The organism is Kaistia defluvii (genome assembly GCF_026343955.1).
In the GTDB taxonomy this organism is placed as follows: domain Bacteria; phylum Pseudomonadota; class Alphaproteobacteria; order Rhizobiales; family Kaistiaceae; genus Kaistia; species Kaistia defluvii.
On sequence record NZ_JAPKNI010000001.1, the window covers coordinates 605,899 to 622,928 of the forward strand.

General features: G+C 66.9%; 16 protein-coding genes. 7 read left to right on the top strand and 9 right to left on the bottom strand.

The features are described 5' to 3' along the window. Nucleotides 1–36: 36 nt before the first annotated feature. A complete protein-coding gene (locus OSH10_RS02790; protein WP_266329997.1) occupies nt 37–282 on the bottom strand; it encodes a hypothetical protein in 246 nt (81 codons plus the stop codon). A 272-nt stretch (nt 283–554) separates the two neighbouring features. On the opposite strand from OSH10_RS02790, the gene OSH10_RS02795 reads away from it, so the two are divergent. Then, nucleotides 555–926 (top strand): response regulator, encoded by a 372-nt coding sequence (locus OSH10_RS02795; RefSeq protein WP_266329998.1) that lies wholly within the window; start codon nt 555–557, stop codon nt 924–926. A gap of 17 nt (nt 927–943) precedes the next feature. Here the strand turns inward: OSH10_RS02795 and OSH10_RS02800 are convergent, their stop codons facing one another. Together OSH10_RS02800 and OSH10_RS02805 are read right to left on the bottom strand one after the other, a co-directional pair. Next, entirely contained in the window at nt 944–2,314 is a 1,371-nt protein-coding gene (locus tag OSH10_RS02800) for a PAS domain S-box protein (protein WP_266330000.1), read from the bottom strand. 281 nt (nt 2,315–2,595) lie between these two features. Next, the gene (locus OSH10_RS02805) at nt 2,596–2,988 is read right to left on the bottom strand and encodes a PRC-barrel domain-containing protein (RefSeq protein ID WP_266330001.1); all 393 of its coding nucleotides are present in this window, start codon (nt 2,986–2,988) and stop codon (nt 2,596–2,598) included. A 307-nt stretch (nt 2,989–3,295) separates the two neighbouring features. Between OSH10_RS02805 and OSH10_RS02810 the strand changes: the two genes are divergently transcribed. The 6 genes from OSH10_RS02810 to OSH10_RS02835 all read left to right on the top strand — a co-directional run bounded on the left by OSH10_RS02810 (nt 3,296) and on the right by OSH10_RS02835 (nt 8,939). Next, on the top strand, nt 3,296–4,198 hold the full coding sequence (locus tag OSH10_RS02810; RefSeq protein WP_266330375.1) for a hypothetical protein: 903 nt from the start codon (nt 3,296–3,298) through the stop codon (nt 4,196–4,198). A 310-nt stretch (nt 4,199–4,508) separates the two neighbouring features. Then, the gene (locus OSH10_RS02815; RefSeq protein ID WP_266330002.1) at nt 4,509–5,447 is read left to right on the top strand and encodes a 4-hydroxy-tetrahydrodipicolinate synthase family protein; all 939 of its coding nucleotides are present in this window, start codon (nt 4,509–4,511) and stop codon (nt 5,445–5,447) included. A 127-nt stretch (nt 5,448–5,574) separates the two neighbouring features. Then, nucleotides 5,575–6,195, top strand: a complete 621-nt coding sequence (locus tag OSH10_RS02820) for an aspartate/glutamate racemase family protein (protein WP_266330003.1) — start codon at nt 5,575–5,577, stop codon at nt 6,193–6,195. Continuing rightward, nucleotides 6,192–7,298, top strand: a complete 1,107-nt coding sequence (locus tag OSH10_RS02825; protein WP_266330004.1) for an NAD(P)/FAD-dependent oxidoreductase — start codon at nt 6,192–6,194, stop codon at nt 7,296–7,298. Before OSH10_RS02820 ends, OSH10_RS02825 begins: the two co-directional genes overlap by 4 nt. Further along, complete coding sequence (locus OSH10_RS02830; RefSeq protein ID WP_266330005.1) at nt 7,279–7,557, top strand: (2Fe-2S)-binding protein; 279 nt, start codon at nt 7,279–7,281, stop codon at nt 7,555–7,557. The genes OSH10_RS02825 and OSH10_RS02830 overlap by 20 nt, the downstream gene beginning before the upstream one ends. Beyond that, a complete protein-coding gene (locus tag OSH10_RS02835) occupies nt 7,536–8,939 on the top strand; it encodes an FAD/NAD(P)-dependent oxidoreductase (protein WP_266330006.1) in 1,404 nt (467 codons plus the stop codon). The genes OSH10_RS02830 and OSH10_RS02835 overlap by 22 nt, the downstream gene beginning before the upstream one ends. 25 nt (nt 8,940–8,964) lie before the next feature. Here OSH10_RS02835 and OSH10_RS02840 read toward each other — a convergent pair whose 3' ends face one another. The 6 genes from OSH10_RS02840 to OSH10_RS02865 form a co-directional block, all read right to left on the bottom strand. Further along, a complete protein-coding gene (locus tag OSH10_RS02840) occupies nt 8,965–11,295 on the bottom strand; it encodes a molybdopterin-dependent oxidoreductase (protein WP_266330008.1) in 2,331 nt (776 codons plus the stop codon). Between the two features lie 61 nt (nt 11,296–11,356). Continuing rightward, nucleotides 11,357–12,328 (bottom strand): ABC transporter ATP-binding protein, encoded by a 972-nt coding sequence (locus tag OSH10_RS02845; RefSeq protein WP_266330009.1) that lies wholly within the window; start codon nt 12,326–12,328, stop codon nt 11,357–11,359. Then, the gene (locus tag OSH10_RS02850) at nt 12,325–13,338 is read right to left on the bottom strand and encodes an ABC transporter ATP-binding protein (protein ID WP_266330010.1); all 1,014 of its coding nucleotides are present in this window, start codon (nt 13,336–13,338) and stop codon (nt 12,325–12,327) included. The genes OSH10_RS02845 and OSH10_RS02850 overlap by 4 nt, the downstream gene beginning before the upstream one ends. Further along, a complete protein-coding gene (locus tag OSH10_RS02855) occupies nt 13,339–14,163 on the bottom strand; it encodes an ABC transporter permease (RefSeq protein WP_266330011.1) in 825 nt (274 codons plus the stop codon). A 17-nt stretch (nt 14,164–14,180) separates the two neighbouring features. Beyond that, nucleotides 14,181–15,173 (bottom strand): ABC transporter permease, encoded by a 993-nt coding sequence (locus OSH10_RS02860; RefSeq protein ID WP_266330012.1) that lies wholly within the window; start codon nt 15,171–15,173, stop codon nt 14,181–14,183. 69 nt (nt 15,174–15,242) lie between these two features. Next, nucleotides 15,243–16,835 carry an ABC transporter substrate-binding protein gene (locus OSH10_RS02865; RefSeq protein WP_266330013.1) on the bottom strand — a complete coding sequence of 531 codons (1,593 nt, stop codon included), beginning with the start codon at nt 16,833–16,835 and terminating at the stop codon, nt 15,243–15,245. Nucleotides 16,836–17,030: the final 195 nt, after the last annotated feature.

Consider the following 17,030-nt stretch of genomic DNA (forward strand, 5'->3'; position numbering starts at 1 on the left):
GGATTGCTTGTCCCCGCCGGCAAGGTCGCCGCCCGCCTATCGCGACAGGCGGCGGGCGTTGGCGCGCACTTTCTGGCGATAGCTCCGCACGACGCTGTCGAGCGAGGCGCCGCCGGCCATCCGCAGCGACGACTGCGTCGCCGCGAGCACTTTCTCGCGCATCATCAGTTCCGCCTCGCGCTGCGCGTTCGCGCCTCCCGCCGCGAGCTTGATCATGCGCAGGAGAACCACCTGCTGCGATTCGAACGCCAGCCTGTTGAGATTGAGCCAGGTGTGGAACATGGACGTCTCCTGGGGCCGAAGCGGGACATTGGCTCCGGCTCGGCTAGAAGGCGCCAGGGGGCCGGTTGGTTCCCTGACGCAGCGCAGAAAGCGCCGTCTTAACCTATTGGTGATATTGTGGGGTCAAGAGGTGACTTACCGGAACGAAATCGGAGGTAACTCCGTTGGACGGTTCATAGCAACGCAAGCATGACGCGGATTGTCGTCTTTCTTGCCGAGATCGGCCCGGTTGCCAGTGGCCGGGTGTTGCCAAGTTTGGGTACCCTATTGTGATGAGCATCTCCAATGGACCACCCGTCATTCTCGTCGTTGAGGATGAAGGTCTTGTTCGCATGGCAGCAGCGGACGATCTGATGGAAGCCGGCTTCAAGGTTCTTGAAGCGGCAAATGCCGATCAGGCGATCCAGATGCTGGAGACGCATCCCGAGATATCCATCCTGTTCACGGACATCGACATGCCCGGATCCATGGATGGAATTCGTCTGGCGCATGCCGTTCGCGAGCGGTGGCCGCCCGTGAAGCTGGTGCTGGTTTCGGGTCACCAGTCGCCGACCTCCGACATCCTGCCGACCGACAGCGCCTTCTTCGCCAAGCCTTACGACATGGGCAGCGTCTCGAAGGCACTCTGGGCGATGACGACCTAAGAAGCCGCCGACTGGCTCTAGCCGAGCTGGTCGCGCGCCATGGCGAGATGAATCGCCACGCCATCCCGGTTCCATTCGTAGTCCAGGGAACCGGCAAGCTGGCCTACGACGACGCGGTTGGCGAGCGTGCTGCCAAAACCGTGGCGCAGAGGTCGATGCGCGATCTTTGGTCCCCCGACCTCCCGCCAGTCGACGGTCAGCATGCCGCCATGAACGGCCCAGCTTACCTCCACCCGTCCCTCCGCCACTGAAAGCGCGCCATATTTGGCGGCGTTGGTGGCGAATTCGTTGAAGACGAGGGCGAGGCTCGCCACGGCCGAGCCATTGACCACGATATCCGGGCCGGCGAGCACGAGGCGCGGCGCGCCCTCCGGACCGCCGCGATAGGGCAGCAGGATCGCCTGGATGAGCTCACGCAGGTTCTGCGCGCCACCCGCCATGTCGATGTCGTCGATCAATCCGGGTCGCGTGAGTTCGTGCGCCCGCGTCAGCGCGTCGAGACGCTCGCGGACCGATTTTGCCAGTTCGGCCGGCGTCGCGGCGGCGCGTGCGCTCATCGAGACGATCGAGCCGGCGATGGCAAAGAGATTCTTGATGCGGTGGCTCATCTCGCGGACGATCAGGCGCTGCTGCTGTTCCGCCTGGCGGCGATCGGAGATGTCGCGCGCAATCTTCGAGGCGCCGATGATGCGGCCTTCCCGGTCGCGCACGGGCGAGATCGTCAGCGAGATCTCGACCAGGCTGCCATCCTTGCGCCGGCGAACCGTTTCGAAATGGTCGACGCGCTCGCCGTTGCGGATGCGCCGGAGAATGGCCGGCTCCTCGTCCTGTCGATCAGGCGGGATCAGCAGCGCGATCGGCTTGCCGATCATCTCTTCCGGAGCGTAGCCGAACAGGCTCTCGGCCCCGGCATTCCAACTGACGACAATGCCGTTCAGGTCCTTGCTGACGATCGCGTCATGCGAGGATTCGACGATCGCCGACAGCACGGCGGCCGACAGGTCCGAACGTTTGCGATCGGTGATGTCGACCAGCATGTTGACGCCGCCGACGATGGTGCCGTGCGGGTCGCGGAGCGGCGTCGGATAGGCCGAGAAATGCACGCGCGTCCCGTCCGGCCGCTCGGCGACCGCCTCGGCGCCGCGAATGGCTCGTCCCTCCGCAAGCGCGATCGCCATGGGACAGGCATCGTGCGGCAACGCCGTGCCGTCGGGCCGGTAAAGGCGCCAGGCTCCGCACCATGTTTCCTCGCCGAGAACCGGGCGACGCCCCCACAACGCCGCCGCCGCTTCGTTGAACGAGGTGATCCGGCCCAGGGAGTCGACGGTATAAATCGCCGCCGGCAGCACATCGACGACATCGCGGATCTGGTCGAAACCACGTGTCATGCGGTCCAGATCGGTCGGCTCTGTTTCGCCGTGAGACAGGTCGTTGATCATCGCGCCCAATGCAGTAGCCGGTCCATCGTCCCGGACTCCGTCGCTGCCTCGCCTATAGGTCGTGGAACCGGTCGACAAATCAAGCGGCATCGCCCCGGTGGTTGCGGCGGATTCCTGTGCATCCCAAAACGACGCTCCGAGAGCATGCCAGCCATCGGGACGCGAAAAAGTCCCGCCAGATCTGGCGAGACTTCTCTGTCGGTCGGGTTCGACCTATCAGCGCGCAACCGTCATTCGGCGTATTTGAATTCCGGCGCGGCGGTGAGGCTTTCCTTGGTGGCCGCCCGCAGGATCGTCTTGCCCTTCTGGGTGGTGTCGAGATCCATGTAGGGAACGGCGACGAGCTTGGCGCCGATGCCGAGGAAGCCGCCAACCGACAGAACGGCGTAGGGCACCTGCTGATCCGCGGTCAGGATCAGGTCGTCGACCGAACCGATGGTGTCGCCATTTTCGTTCTCGACGGTCGAGCCGATGATCTTGGAGGCGCGCCATCCCGTGGCGATCGTGGCAGGGTCCAGCGTGGCGACGCCGACCGTCTCCTGCGGCGCGGGCTTGGAATCCTGCGCCAGCGCGGGAACCGTGAGGGCGGCGAAAATGGCCAGGGCGGCGAGGGTCTTCGTCATGTCGATCGATCCTTGTGAATGGGGTGACCGTTCAACTCGGATCGACGCCGGATCGTTCCAGCCTCTCCAGCTTATCCACAACCCATGAGCTAATCCACAGCCCAGGCCAAATCCATTCGACCCCCGCCATCTTCGATCTGTCGCAACCTGATGCTGCGGAGGCCGGAACCAAACACTCGCTTCCCCGTTGAACTGCCGATCATTCAACTAGGAGGCTGTTATGGGACGCGGTATCTTGCTCTGGCTGCTCGGTGTGCCAATTCCGATCATCATTCTTCTCGCCCTCTTCTTCAGATAGGGTGAAATGATGGCCATAATCGAAGTAGAATCGACGGTCCCAGCACCGGAGTCGTCGCAATCCGCCGTGTCGTGGAGTGCTATCTTCGCAGGCGCTGCAGCGGCGATTGCAGTCACGCTCGTCATGGCCCTGCTGGGTTCCGGTCTCGGGCTTGCCGCGGTATCGCCCTGGTCGGGCGAAGGCGCGTCGGCAACCACCTTCGCCGTCTCGGCCGTGATCTGGATCGTCGTGACGCAGTGGGTGGCGGCCGGCTTCGGTGGCTACATCACGGGCCGTCTGCGCACCAAGTGGGCCGGCCTCCACACCGACGAGGTGTTCTTCCGCGACACCGTGCATGGCTTCATCGCGTGGTGCGTTGCGACGGTCATCGTTGTCGGCCTGCTCTCCTCCGCCATTGGTTCGGTCGTGTCGCAGGGCGTACAGTCCACGACGGCGCTGGTTTCCGGCGCGGCCCAGGGCGCGGCGCAGGGTGCCACCTCTTCGACCAGCAATGTCGGCGATCCGAGCGGCTATTTCATCGACCTGATGTTCCGCCCGGCAACCCAGGCCGGCGCCACCGCGCCGGTGCAGGGCGACAACGCCGCCATCCGCGGCGAAGTCAGCCGCATCCTGCTTCAGGACGCGGCGGCCGGCGAATTCCCGCCCGGCGACAAGGCCTATCTGGCCCAGTTGGTCGCCAGCCGTACCGGCATGCCGCAGGCGGATGCGGAAAAGCGTGTCGATGACGTGCTGGCCCAGATCCAGACGCTGAAGGACAAGGCCAAGGAAGCGGCGGACACCGCCCGCAAGGCCGCACTGACGACCTCGCTGCTGACGGTGGTCGCCATGCTGGTCGGCGCCTTCATCGCCTCGGTCGCCGCCGCCTATGCCGGCAGCCGCCGCGACGAGGATACGGTCGCCATCCGGCGCTAATCGTCCCTCTCGGACCCCGAATGCCGCCGCTCGCAGGAGCGGCGGCATTTTTTTGTGCCCGCGCCGGCGACCGACCCTGCCGCGCTCCGCGAGCGTACCGCCTGGCCAGCAAGAAACGTCTCCCATGAGCCCGATCGCGAGCAAATCCTATGCGCCTTTGGCGTCACAGCCGATGCGAAGCTCGTTGACGAACAGCCATTTCAAATGCATGTTTCAATCCGAAGACCGAGATGCCTGAAACGAGGTTTCTTGGATGGGTGGCGCGCCTCCCGGGCGAGACGGCCGCGAATGGCTTTCGGAGACAGACACAATGAGCAAGATGCGTATTGAAGGATCCTTCGTCGCCCTGATCACCCCGTTCAACGCGGATGGAACGGTCGACTTCAAGGCGTTCCAGGATCTGCTGAAGTTCCAGGAAGACAACGGCACCGCCGCCGTGCTCATCCTCGGCTCGACCGGCGAGATCTCGATGCTCACCATGGAAGAGCGCCGCGAGATCATCTCCAAGACCGCCAGGATGAAGACCGGCGGGATGAAGCTGTTCTATGGCTGCACCGGCGGCGACACCAAGGCCTCGATCGACCTGGTGCGCTTTGCCAAGGGCGAAGGCGCCGATGGCGCGATCCTCGCCGCCCCGGCCTATATCTGCGCCTCGGAAGCCGACATCGAGCAGTATTTCCTCGATATCGCGGAGTCGACCGAGCTGCCGATGGGCATCTACAACAATCCGCCGCGCGTGAAGACCGATCTCGGCCACGAGGCGCTGCTGCGGCTGTTCCAGCATCCGAACTTCGTGGTTCACAAGGAATCGACCGGCCGAGTCGGCCAGGTGGCGCAGGTGATCGCCGGCAACCCCGACGTCGCCATCATGTGCTGCGACTCGCCCAATCTGGGTCTCGTCGTGCCGACCATGGCGCTCGGCGGCCACGGCACCGCCAACATGACCGGCAACCTCGCGCCGGCGGAAATGGCGGCCCTGTCCAAGCCCTGGACGGCCGACACGGACGGCTTCGCCTTCCGCGAGAGCTACATGCGCCTGCTGCCGCTGCTGCACTACACCTACTCGGCCATCAACCCGGTCGCGGTGAAGTCGCTGATGAAGGCGGTCGGCCTGCCCGCCGGCGACCTGCGTCGCCCGCTCACCGGCCTCAAGGGCCCGGCGCTCGACAAGGGCGTCGAGATCATGCGCACGCTCGGCCTGCTCGACCAGTACGGCCTCAACGCCGCAACCCGGATCGCTGCCGAGTAACCACCTCCCAGGGCCGGAAGGCGGCCGCCTCCCACGGCCGCCTTCCCCGCGGCGCCGCCGCCAGCGGCGACCCGGCCCGAGGCGGCGCAGCCGGCCCCAAGATTGTTCCAGCGACGGAGAGCAGGCCGTGACGACGGTATCCGGTACGAGCCTTGGCCTGCTGATCCTCGATACCGCCTTCGCGCGCGCTCCGGGCGATGCCGGCAATATCGACAGCTGGGGCTATCCGGTGCAGTACCGCATCGTGCGCGGCGCCGATGCGCTCCGGGTGATCGACGGCCGCGCCGAGGGGTTGCTCGACGCCTTCATCGCCGCCGCTCTCGACCTTGTCGCGCATGGTGCCGGCGCGATCTCCACCACCTGCGGCTTTCTCGCCCTCTACCAGAAGGCGCTCGCCGCCGCCCTCCCCGTCCCGGTGGCGACATCGAGCCTGCTGCAGATCCCGATCGTCGAGCGCCTGCTGCCCAGGGGACGCACGGTGGGCGTGCTGACCATGGACGCGGCCAAGCTGACACCGGACCACTTCGCCGCCGTCGGCGTCGATCATCCCGTGCCGACGGAAGGCCTGCCGCGCGACGTCGGCGCCATTGTGCTCGAATGCACCAACATGCCGCCCTATGCCGCCGAGATTTCGCGCGCGCTCGGCCTGCCGGTCTATGACATCGTGACGCTTGGCGACTGGCTGATGGCCGGCGTCAAACCGCGCGTCTATCCGCAGGCGCCGCACCAGCCGGGGAGCGCGGCGTGAAACGCGCCATCGTCATCGGGGGCGGCATTGTCGGGCTTTCGCTCGCGGTCGGCATGGCCCGCACGGGCCTTTCCGTCGTCATCCTGGACGGCTCCGACCAGGAGCCGCGCGCCTCCTATGGCAATGCCGGTCTCGTCTGGGTCCAGGGCAAGGGCGCGAACCACCCGCCCTATGCGCAGTGGAGCCGGCGCTCGGCCTCGCTTTGGCCGGCCTTTGCCGCGGACCTGCTGGCCGCGACCGGCATCGATCCCGAATATGACCGTCGTGGCGGCTTCAGCCTCTGCCTGTCGGACGATGAACTGGCGTCGAGGGCGAAGATGGTCGGCCGGCTGTCCGGCCAGCCCGGCATTCCCGACGACGTCGTCATGGTCGATCCCGCCTTCATCCGCGAAAGGCTGCCGAAGGTTGGCCCCGACGTGATCGGGGGCAGCTGGTGCCCGGCCGATGGCCACGCCAACCCGCTGCTGCTGACGCAGGCGCTGGCCGCGCAGGCGCGCGGACTCGGCATAGAGATCCTCCGCGACGACAAGGCGTTGTCGATCGGCATGGTCGGGTCGCAACTCACCGTCTTCTGCGTCGAAAACCGCTATCCGGCCGAACGCGTCGTCATCGCCGCCGGCCTCGCCACGCAACCGCTCGCCGCCACCGCCGGCATGCTTGTGCCGCTGAGGCCGGTGCGCGGCCAGATCGTCGTCACCGAAAGGTTGCCGCCGTCCATCGCGCATGCGACGCCCACGACGCGGCAGGCCCGCGCCGGCAGCGTGATGTTCGGCAACAGCCACGAGGATGATGTCGTGACGCCCGGCACGACGCTGCCGATCCTCGCCAGCCACGCGCAGCGCGCCATCCGCGAATTTCCCTTCCTCGCCTCGGCGCGGGTGCTGCGCAGCTGGGGCGCGATCCGGGTCATGCCGGCCGACGGCATGCCGATCTATGCCCGGTCCGAAAGCTGCCCCGGCGCCTTCGCCGTCGCCTGTCATTCCGGCATCACGCTGGCCGCGGCGCATGCCGAGATCGTCGGGCCCGCCATCGCCGCCGACGCACTGCCGGCCGAACTCGCCACCCTGTCCTCGAGGCGCTTCGATGCTGCGCTCGCTTCTTGACCCCGCCGATGCGCGGCTGACCATCACGGTCGATGGCCGATCCTTCGACGCCCATCCGGGCGAGACGGTCGCCGCCTGCCTGATGCGTCACGATCTGGTGCCATCCCGGCAGACGCCGACCGGCCAGCCGCGCGCGCCCTATTGCCTGATGGGTGCCTGCTTCGAATGCACGGTCGAACTGGACGGACGAACCAATGTGCAGGCGTGCCTGACGCCGGTGCGCGACGGAATGGTGATATGCCGGAATTTGCGCGCGTAGACCCGGCGACGGATGTCGCCATCATCGGCGCCGGTCCGGCCGGCATGGCGGCGGCGATCGAGGCGCGCCGCCACGGCCTCGGCGTCACCGTGCTCGATGACCAGCCGGCGATCGGCGGCCAGATCCTGCGCGGCATTTCGCACCCGCGACGCGTTCACTACGAAGACTGGGGGCTGCCGCTCGCCACCGCCTTCCAGCAGTGCGGTGCGGAGCACGTCCGTGGCGCCAGTGTCTGGGCGCGCGACGGCGAGACGCTGGTCTATGGCGTAGAAGGCCAGACCTGCCGCCTGCGGGCCCGCGCCGTCATCCTCGCCACGGGATCGATGGAAAGGCCGGTCGTCCTGCCCGGCCATACCTTGCCGGGCGTCGTCACCGTCGGCGCGCTGCAGGCGCTGCTGAAAGGCAGCGCCACCGTGCCGTCGGGTCGTTTCGTGCTGGCCGGCAACGGCCCGCTGCTGCTGCTGACGGCGCTGCAACTGCTGGAAGCCGGCGCAGCGCCGCTGGCGATCGTCGACACCATGCCCCGCCGGCGCTTTCGCTCCAGCCTGCGCCATGCGCCGGGGCTGGTCGGCGACCCGGCACTGGCGATGAGTGGCATCAAGCTGCTCGCCCGGATCCGCGCCGCCCGTGTTCCGGTCTTCCGGCACGCGACCGATCTTCGCGTGCTCGGCGCCGACCGCGCCGCAGGACTAGCATTCCGCTCGAACGGCCGCGAGCACCAGATCGAGGCAAACCTGGTGGCGCTGCATGACGGCGTCGTGCCGAACGACCAGCTTGCCGTCTCCTTCGGCTGCGCCAGCCATTGGAACGCCGAGACGCAGTGCTATGCGATGACCACGACGGACGAGGTCCGCGCCTCGGTCCCCGGCATCTGGCTCGCCGGCGATGCCGCGGCGATTTCGGGCGGCTATCTCGCGACGCTGACGGGAAAGCTCGCCGCATGCGACGTGGCGCACGAACTGGGAGCCATGACGGCCAAGGCGCATGGCGAAGCCGTGGCGCCTCTACTGGCGGAACGGCACAGGCGGCTGCGGGCGCGGCGCTTCGTCGATGCGCTCTATGCGCCGACGCTGTCGGCGGCCAAGGCCGATGGCACGGCGCTGCTGTGCCGCTGCGAGGAGGTTCCGGTTTCGCGCATCCGCGCCGCGATCGCGCAAGGCGCCACCGGCACCCGGCAGGTCAAGGCGGCGACGCGCTGCGGCATGGGCCCCTGCCAGGGCCGGCAATGCACCCTGTCGCTAGTCAGCGTGCTGGCCGAGGAGCTGGGCGCCGCCGTCACCGATTTCTCCCGACCGAGCCTGCGCACGCCTGGCCGCCCGATCACCGTCGCCGAACTCGCCGCCAGCCACACGGGCCAGGGCCATACCGGTTCGGACGCGTAAGGGGCGGGTCGGGGTGAGGGTCTGACTAGGCCGCCGCTTCGATCGGCGGCTGGGCCAGGACGCTGATCGGCGCGGCTTCCTGCTCGTGGCGCGCGACCTCGACCAGGCAGGTCTGGGCGCTCGGGCCCTGGCCGAGGCGCGACGTACCGATGTCCTTGGTCAGCGCGTTCGGATTGCCATGGTTCTCGATCAGCCCGCCGGCGCCGTCGGAGATCGGGTTGAACGTCGCCCCGGTCGGCAGGCAGACGACGCCCGGCATGATCAGATCCGAAATGCGCAGACCGGCGAGGCAGAGGCCGCGATCGTTGAAGACGCGGACGACGTCGCCATCGGCCAGGCCGCGCGCGGCCGCATCGGCCGGGTTCATGACGAGGCCGGTCCGGTCGCGCACCTTGTTGCGGCGGCTCGGCGCGCTCGCATCCATCTGGCCGTGCAGCTTGTCTTCCGGCTGGTTGGAGATCATGTGCAGAGGATAGCGCTCGGCCAGTTCGGAGCCGAGCCACTCGGTCGGCTCGCGCCAGACCGGCAGGCCCGGACACTCCGAATAGCCGAAACCGGCCACCGTCTCGGAATAGATCTCCACCTTGCCCGAAGGGGTCGCCAGCGGGTGGGCGACGGGGTCCTCCCGGAACGGCTCATAGAGGTTGAAGCCGCCCTCGGGATCGGGAATCCGCACATGACCCGCTTCCCAGAAGGCGTCGAAATCAGGCGGGTTGAAACCACGCTCCGCCATCTTCGTCGAGAAGCGGCCATAGATGACGCGCAGCCATTCCTCTTCGCTGCGGTTCTCGTGGAATGCGGCGCCGACGCCCATGCCGTCGGCCAGCGCGCTGAAGATCTCGAAGTCGCCGCGTGCCTCGCCGACCGGCTCGATCGCCTTCTGCATGGCGAAGAGATAGGGGTCCCGCGAGGAGCCGCCAATGTCGTTGCGCTCAAGCGGCGTCGTTGCCGGCAGCACGATGTCGGCATGGCGCGCCGTCGCCGTCCACCAGGGCTCGTGCACGATGATCGTGTCCGGCCGTTGGAACGCCTCGCGCAGGCGGAACAGGTCCTGGTGGTGATGGAACGGATTGCCGCCGGCCCAGTAGACCAGCCGTGTATCGGGGTAAGGGAAGCTCTTGCCGTCGAACTCGCATGGCTCGCCGGGCCGCAGCAGAAGGTCTGCGATGCGCGCCACCGGGATCTTCAGTTCGCCCGGCACCTTCGGCACCGACATGCCGGAGATCGGCAGATCGTAGAGCGGCGCGCCCATGCCGTTCATCGAGCCGTAGCCGAAGGCGACGCCGCCGCCCGGCAGGCCGATCTGGCCCAGCATCGCCGCCAGCGCCACGAGACCCCAATAGGGCTGCTCGCCATTTTCCGCGCGTTGCAGCGACCAGGCGGCCGTCAGCAGCACCCGCCGGTCGAACAGGCTTTCGGCGAAGCCGGTGATCGCCTCGACCGACAGGCCGGTGATCGCCGAGGCCCAGGCCGGGTCCTTGACGATGCCGTCATCGGCGCCCTGCAGATAGGCCAGGAAACGGTCGAAGCCGACACAGTAGCGATTGACGAACTCCATGTCCGTCTTGCCGCGGGCATGGACCAGCCAGGCCGTCGCCAGGATCAGCGCCATGTCGGTGCCGGGGCGGATCTGGATCCACTCGGCCTCGATGACGTTGGCCGTGTCGGTCTTCAAGGGCGAGATGTTGACGAAGCTGACGCCGCTCTTCGCCGCCTTGTCCATCCAGCCGCCATAGGGATGCAGGCCGCCGCCGCCGGAATGGATCTTCCAGTTCTTGCCGGCGATGCCGCCGAAGGCGACGAAGCGCTCGCAGTTTTCCAGGATCGCCGGCCAGTCGGTGACCGGCCCCGCCACCGCCGCCAGATCGCCCAGCACATGCGGCATCAGGCGCATCGCCGCGCCATAGCTGTAATTGGTCACCTGGCCGGTGCAGCCGCCGATCGTCGCCAGGAAGCGGTGGACCAGCGTGCGCGCATGATGCAGCCGACCGGCGCTCGACCAGCCATAGGAACCGCCGAAGATCGAGGGATTGCCATACTGGCTGCGCACCCGCTCCAGCTCGCGCTGGACATGGCCGAGCGCCTCGTCCCACGAAACCTCGACGAAGGTGTCGTCGCCACGGCCAAAACCCGGATGCGGCAGGCCGCGCCCGACCGTCTCCAGCCAGCCGCGCCGGATCGAGGGCCGGCGGATGCGGTTTTCGGCATAGACCATTTCGGGCCAGGCCTCGATCAGGTCGTTTGGCTGTGCATCGCCGGCAAAAGGCGAAACGCCGACCAGCCTGCCATCCTCGACATGGGCCGTGAACGCGCCCCAATGGGCCAGAGACTGGAACTGACGGCTGGTCTCGGTCATGGTTTCACCTTCGCAATTCGCTCGTCAGGCTCGGTCGTCCCACCGGACGCAAGACCCGCTGTCAGGCATGGGCCGGCATTGCGGTCCCCGCCCACTCCCTGGCGCGATGACAGGCGACGTGATGGCCGTCGCCAAAGTCCTCGAGCGCCGGAACATCGCGGGCGCAGACCTCGATTGCAAGGGGGCATCTTGTCCGGAACCGGCATCCGCTCGGCGGATGCAGTGGATTGGGCAATTCGCTTGCAAGCGTCACCATCGGCCCCGTCGCCGCGACCCGCTCGGCATCGCCCGCCGTCTGCATCAGCGCGCGCGTATAGGGATGCAGCGGCAGCGACCAGACACCCTCGGCCGGGCCGATCTCGACGATGACGCCGAGATACATGACGGCGATCCGGTGCGAGACATAGCGCACGACCTCGAGGTCATGCGAGATGAACAGGAAGGTCAGTTCCTGTTCTTTCTGCAGGTCGAGCAGCAGGTTCAAGACCTGCGCCTGGACCGAGACGTCGAGCGCCGAGACGGGCTCGTCGCAGATGACGATCTTCGGCTCCAGCGCCATGGCGCGGGCAATGCCGACGCGCTGGCGCTGGCCGCCGGAGAGCTGGTGCGGCAGGCGGTCCTGCATGGCGGCCGAGATGCCGACGCGCTCCAGCAGCGCCTTGGCGCGGGCCGCACGCTCGGCGCGATTGCCGAGCCGATGCACCGAGAGCGGCTCCTCGACCAGTTCGCGCACGCTCATGCGCGGGTTGAGCGAACCGTAGGGATCCTGGAACACCATCTGGATGGCGCGCGCCTGCGCGCCGCGACGGCCCGGATCGGTGGCGCGGCCATCGATCCGGATGGCCCCGGATTTCGGCGTGTTGAGACCGACAATGGCGCGGGCGAGGCTCGACTTGCCGCAACCGGATTCACCGACCAGGCCGAGCGTCTCGCCGGCCTCGAGTTCCAGGCTGACGCCGGCGACGGCATGGACGACGCCGCGCTTCGTCCGGTGCTCGACTACCATCGCGTCGATCTGCAGGCGCGGGCTCATGCGTACTGCTCCTGCTGCAGCGGGTGGAAGCAGGCCAGCGACCGGGCCGTGCCCGGCTCCAGCACCAGCGGCGGCACGATCTGCCGGCAATCGGCCTCGGCGCGGCCGCAGCGCGGCTCGAAGGCGCAGCCGGGCGGCCGGGCGGAAGGCACCGGCACCGTGCCGGCGATCTCCCGCAGCCGGTGACCGTCGGTGACGAAGCTGCCATGCGGGCGGGCCTGGATCAGGCCTTCGGTATAGGGATGGCGCGGCCGCTCGAACACGTCCGCCACCGTGCCGCTCTCGACGACGCGGCCGGAATACATCACCGCGACCCGGTGCGCGACGGATCGGACGACATGCAGATCATGCGTGATGAACAGCATGCCGAGCCCGAGATCGCGCTGCAATTCCTTCAGCAGTTCGAGGATCTGGCCGGAAATGGTGACGTCGAGCGCGGTTGTCGGCTCGTCCGCGAGGATCAGCCTGGGCCGGCCGGCCAGCGCCATGGCGATCATGACGCGCTGGCGCATGCCGCCGGAAAGCCGGTGCGGATATTCGCCGAGCCGCGCTGCGGCGGCCGGAATGCGCACCATGTCGAGCAGTTCCAGTGCCCGTGCGCGGGCGTCCGACCGCGAGATCGTCTCGTGCAGGCGGATCGCCTCGACCAGCTGGCGCTCGACGGTCAGCACCGGATTGAGCGCCGATAGCGGGTCCTGGAAGATCATTGCCATGATCGAGCCGCGCACCTTGCGGATGTCGAGCTCGGATGGCGATGTCAGGTCCTTGCCGGCCAGCGTGATGCGCTTCGCCTCGACGGCCAGTGTCTTCGGCAGGAGCCGCATCAGCGCCAGCGCCGTCAGCGACTTGCCGGCGCCGGATTCGCCGACCAGCGCCAGCGTCTCGCCGGCGGCGACGGAGAAGCTGACATCCTCGACCGCGCGCACGTCGCCGCGCTTGTCCTTGATCAGGATCGAGAGCCCCTCGACATCGAGCAGGCTTTCCCTCGGCACGGAAGCGTTCGGCATCATCTATCGCTTCCTGAAATGGGGGTTGAGCGCATCGTTGATCGCATCGCCGAGCAGGTTCAGCGCCAGCACGGTCATGACGACGAACAGGCCGGGCAGCACGCAGATGAACCAGGTGCTGCGGATCGAGGGCCGGCCGACATTGATCAGCGTGCCCCAGCTCATGACGTTGGGATCGCCGAGCCCCAGGAAGGAAAGTCCCGCCTCGGTGATGATGGCGGTGGCGACCAGCACGGCCGCGACGACGATGACCGGCGACAGGCTGTTGGGCAGCACCTGGGTCAGGATGATGCGCGGCGTCGACATACCGATGATCTTGCAGGACTGGACATATTCCGTTTCGCGCACCCGCAGCACCTCGGCGCGCGTCAGCCGGGCCACTGGCGGCCAGGAGACGACGGCGATGGCGATGACGATGTTTGTGACCGAGGGCGACAGGATCGACACCAGCACGATGGCGAACAAAAAACCCGGAATGGTCTGGAACGCGTCGGTGATCCGCATCAGCACGGCATCGACGCCACGGCCGAAATAGCCGGCGAGCGAACCGACCGTGATGCCGACGGCGAGCGCGCAGACGGTGGCGACCAGGCCGACGATCAGCGACACGCGCGCCCCGTAGAAGATCGCCGCCAGGATATCCCGCCCGAGCGAATCCGTGCCGAAAGGCAGGCCCGGTCGCTGGCCCGGCCACTGATAGGGGCGCGCCACCAGCGCCCACGGCCCCTTGGGGAAGAAATAGCCGGCCGAAAGCGCCATGCCGACGATCATCAGCAGCAGAAGAAGGCCGACGAAACCGGCGGGGGAAAGCAGGACGCGGCGAAGCATGATGATCCCCTTGCGTTTCAGCGACTGACTTCGACGCGCGGGTCAAGCAGCGTGTAGATGAGGTCGATGATCAGATTGACGAGGATGATGACGAAAGAGCAGACGAGCAGCACGCCCAGGATCAGCGGATAGTCGCGCTCGAACACCGAGTCATAGGCAAGGCGGCCGACGCCGGGCAGGCTGAAGATCGTCTCGGTCAGCACCGCGCCGCCGAACAGCTCGGCGATCTGCAGGCCGACCATGGTCACGACCGGCAACAGCGCATTGCGCAGCGCATGGCCGATGATGACATGGCTGGTGCCGAGCCCCTTGGCATAGGCGGTGCGGATGTAGTCCTGGTTCAGAACCTGCAGCATCGAGGCCCGCGCCAGTCGCGCATAGATCGCGATGTAGAACAGCGACAGCGACAGAACCGGCAGGATCATGTGCCGTGCGACATCGCCGATCAGCTGCAGCGTCGTCATGTCGACGCCCGGCGTGATCAACCCGCCAACCGGCAGCAGCTTGAGCTTGACGCTGAAGATGATGACGAGGCCGAGGCCGGTCATGAAGACGGGCGTGGCGTAGAAGATCAGCACCACCATCGAGATGATGACATCGATCGGCCGGTGCACGTGGCGCGCGGCGAAGACGCCGGCCAGCGTGCCGATGAAGACGGCGACGGCGACCGAGCAGACCACCAGGAGGATGGTCGCCGGCAGGCGCTGCAACACCAGTGACAGCACCGTGTTCGAGTTGCGGAAGGAATAGCCGAGGTCGCCCTGAAGCACCCCAGTGACATAGTGGAAAAGCTGGACCAGCATCGGCTGGTCGAGACCGTAGCGGGCGCGCAGCGTCGCCATCAGCTCGGCATCCATGTCGCCGCGCTGGCCGCCGAGAACATCGACCATGTCGCCGGGGACGAGGTGCAGCAGCATGAAGCTGCCGATCACGACGATAGTGATGACCACCAGGGACTGGAGGAGACGCCATCCAAGATAATGCAACAGATGCCGGTTCAAGGCGGTCATGTCTCCGGATGGCGGGCGGATCGGGAACGGGAGCCGGCGGCAGGACGCGCCGCCGGCTCCGCCGGAAGCTTACTCGGCCGGCGTCAGATAGACGTTGGCGAAGTTGCTGTAGGTGCCGTTCGCGTCGACCGTATGGTTCTTCAGCCGCTTGCTGGCAATGGTCACGCTCTCGACCGCGACCAGCGGGAAGACCGGCAGGTCTTCCATGGCGAGCTTCTGAAAGTCGTGATACTCGGCCTTGCGCTTGGCGGGATCCATTTCGGAAGCCGCCGTCTCAAGCAGCTTGTCCATCTCCGGGTTCACGTAGTGCGAGCCGTTGGAGAAGCCGACGCCGGGCTTGAAGCTCTGCGACCAGAAGGTGCGCTGCGTGCCGATCGTCGGATCCGAGCCGCCCGTCAGCAGATTGACGGTGAACTGGAAGTCGCGATCGGTATAGACGCGCTTGACGAAACCGGCGAAATCCTGTGCCCGCACCGTCAGGTCGATGCCGACCGCGCGGAAGGCCTCGCGCATATAGGCGGCGATGCTCGCCTGATGCTCGCCATAGGGCAGCGGATCGACGGTCAGCTTCAGGCGGATGCCATTGGCGTCGGGCTTGTAGCCGGCCTCGTCGAGCAGCGCCTTGGCCTTTTCCGGATCGAAGGCATATTGCGGCACGCCGCTCGAGTCGAACATCTCGGTGAGCTGCTGGTGCAGCGGCGTCTCGGCCGGCTTGCCATAGCCGAAGAAGATGTTCTCGACGATCCAGTCGCGGTCGATCGCGTGGGCGATCGCCTGGCGGACGCGCTTGTCCTTCATGACGGGGTCATCGAGGTTGAACTCGATCATCTCCATCTCGTTCTGGAACTCGTAGCCCTTGGTCGTGATGTCGAATTCGCCGGTGGCGGCGAGGCGCTCGAGATCGGCCATCGGCACCAGATTCTGCGGCGCGATCTGCGCTTCGCCGGATTCGATGGCCGAGGCGCGGGTGGCCGGATCGGGGATGAAGCGGAAGATCAGCTTGTCGAGATAGGGCTTGCCCTTGTCCCAGTAGTCGGGGTTGCGCTCAAGCACCAGGTTGTCGCCCGGCGCGAACGACACGAACTTGAACGGGCCGGTACCGATCGGCTTGAGATTGGCCGGGTTGGTGGGAATATCGGTGCCCTTGTAGAGATGGGCGGGCAAGATCTGCGCCTGCTGCGCGGCGAGGCTCTTCAGCATGCCGGGCGACGGCTTGGAAAGAACGAAGATCGCCGTATAGGGGTCGGGCGTCTCGACGGCGGTGACGTTGCCGAAGATGGTGCGGCCGCGGCCGTGCAGAACCTTCCAGACGTCCATGGTGGTGAAGGCGACGTCCTCGGAGGTAAACTCCTTGCCATCATGCCACTTCACGCCCTTGCGCAGGTTGATCGTCACGCGCAGGCCGTCATCGCTGACCGAAAAGCCCTCGGCCAGAAGCGGCTTCGGATTGAGGTCGTAGTCATAGGTGAACAGGCTGTCGGAAATCTTCGACGACACCACCTGTTCCGCGCCCGCCGTCGTGATCGCCGACGTCAGGATCTGCGGCGCGGGGGACATGAGGAACGTGACGTTTCCCCCGCGCACCGGCTCTTCGGCCTGCGCGAAGGACGTCAGCGCGCAAAGCGCCGCGCCGAGACCGAGTAGCAACTTAGCTGGACGCATGGATGAACTCCCCTTGATGACTGCATGACGAAACCGAAGCGCGACGACTGCCGTCCCGCCATTCACGACCACCGCGCTTCGCGGCGCCGCTTTTGCCGGTCGGCACCCGGCGGAACGCCGGGAGGCCTCTTCTTCGGCAAAATAGCAACTGCGCTCACCCTCCCCGAGGCAAACGCCGCCCAAGTCAGTCCTAGA

Excerpts from the sequence above, each read along its gene's own strand:
- OSH10_RS02835 (WP_266330006.1), top strand. The coding sequence starts at position 7,536 with ATGCCGGAATTTGCGCGCGTAGACCCGGCGACGGATGTCGCCATCATC.
- OSH10_RS02830 (WP_266330005.1), top strand. The coding sequence starts at position 7,279 with ATGCTGCGCTCGCTTCTTGACCCCGCCGATGCGCGGCTGACCATCACG.
- OSH10_RS02810 (WP_266330375.1), top strand. The coding sequence starts at position 3,296 with ATGGCCATAATCGAAGTAGAATCGACGGTCCCAGCACCGGAGTCGTCG.
- OSH10_RS02815 (WP_266330002.1), top strand. The coding sequence starts at position 4,509 with ATGAGCAAGATGCGTATTGAAGGATCCTTCGTCGCCCTGATCACCCCG.
- OSH10_RS02860 (WP_266330012.1), bottom strand. The coding sequence starts at position 15,173 with ATGACCGCCTTGAACCGGCATCTGTTGCATTATCTTGGATGGCGTCTC.
- OSH10_RS02805 (WP_266330001.1), bottom strand. The coding sequence starts at position 2,988 with ATGACGAAGACCCTCGCCGCCCTGGCCATTTTCGCCGCCCTCACGGTT.
- OSH10_RS02850 (WP_266330010.1), bottom strand. The coding sequence starts at position 13,338 with ATGATGCCGAACGCTTCCGTGCCGAGGGAAAGCCTGCTCGATGTCGAG.
- OSH10_RS02790 (WP_266329997.1), bottom strand. The coding sequence starts at position 282 with ATGTTCCACACCTGGCTCAATCTCAACAGGCTGGCGTTCGAATCGCAG.
- OSH10_RS02865 (WP_266330013.1), bottom strand. The coding sequence starts at position 16,835 with ATGCGTCCAGCTAAGTTGCTACTCGGTCTCGGCGCGGCGCTTTGCGCG.
- OSH10_RS02800 (WP_266330000.1), bottom strand. The coding sequence starts at position 2,314 with ATGACACGTGGTTTCGACCAGATCCGCGATGTCGTCGATGTGCTGCCG.
- OSH10_RS02795 (WP_266329998.1), top strand. The coding sequence starts at position 555 with ATGAGCATCTCCAATGGACCACCCGTCATTCTCGTCGTTGAGGATGAA.
- OSH10_RS02855 (WP_266330011.1), bottom strand. The coding sequence starts at position 14,163 with ATGCTTCGCCGCGTCCTGCTTTCCCCCGCCGGTTTCGTCGGCCTTCTT.
- OSH10_RS02845 (WP_266330009.1), bottom strand. The coding sequence starts at position 12,328 with ATGAGCCCGCGCCTGCAGATCGACGCGATGGTAGTCGAGCACCGGACG.
- OSH10_RS02840 (WP_266330008.1), bottom strand. The coding sequence starts at position 11,295 with ATGACCGAGACCAGCCGTCAGTTCCAGTCTCTGGCCCATTGGGGCGCG.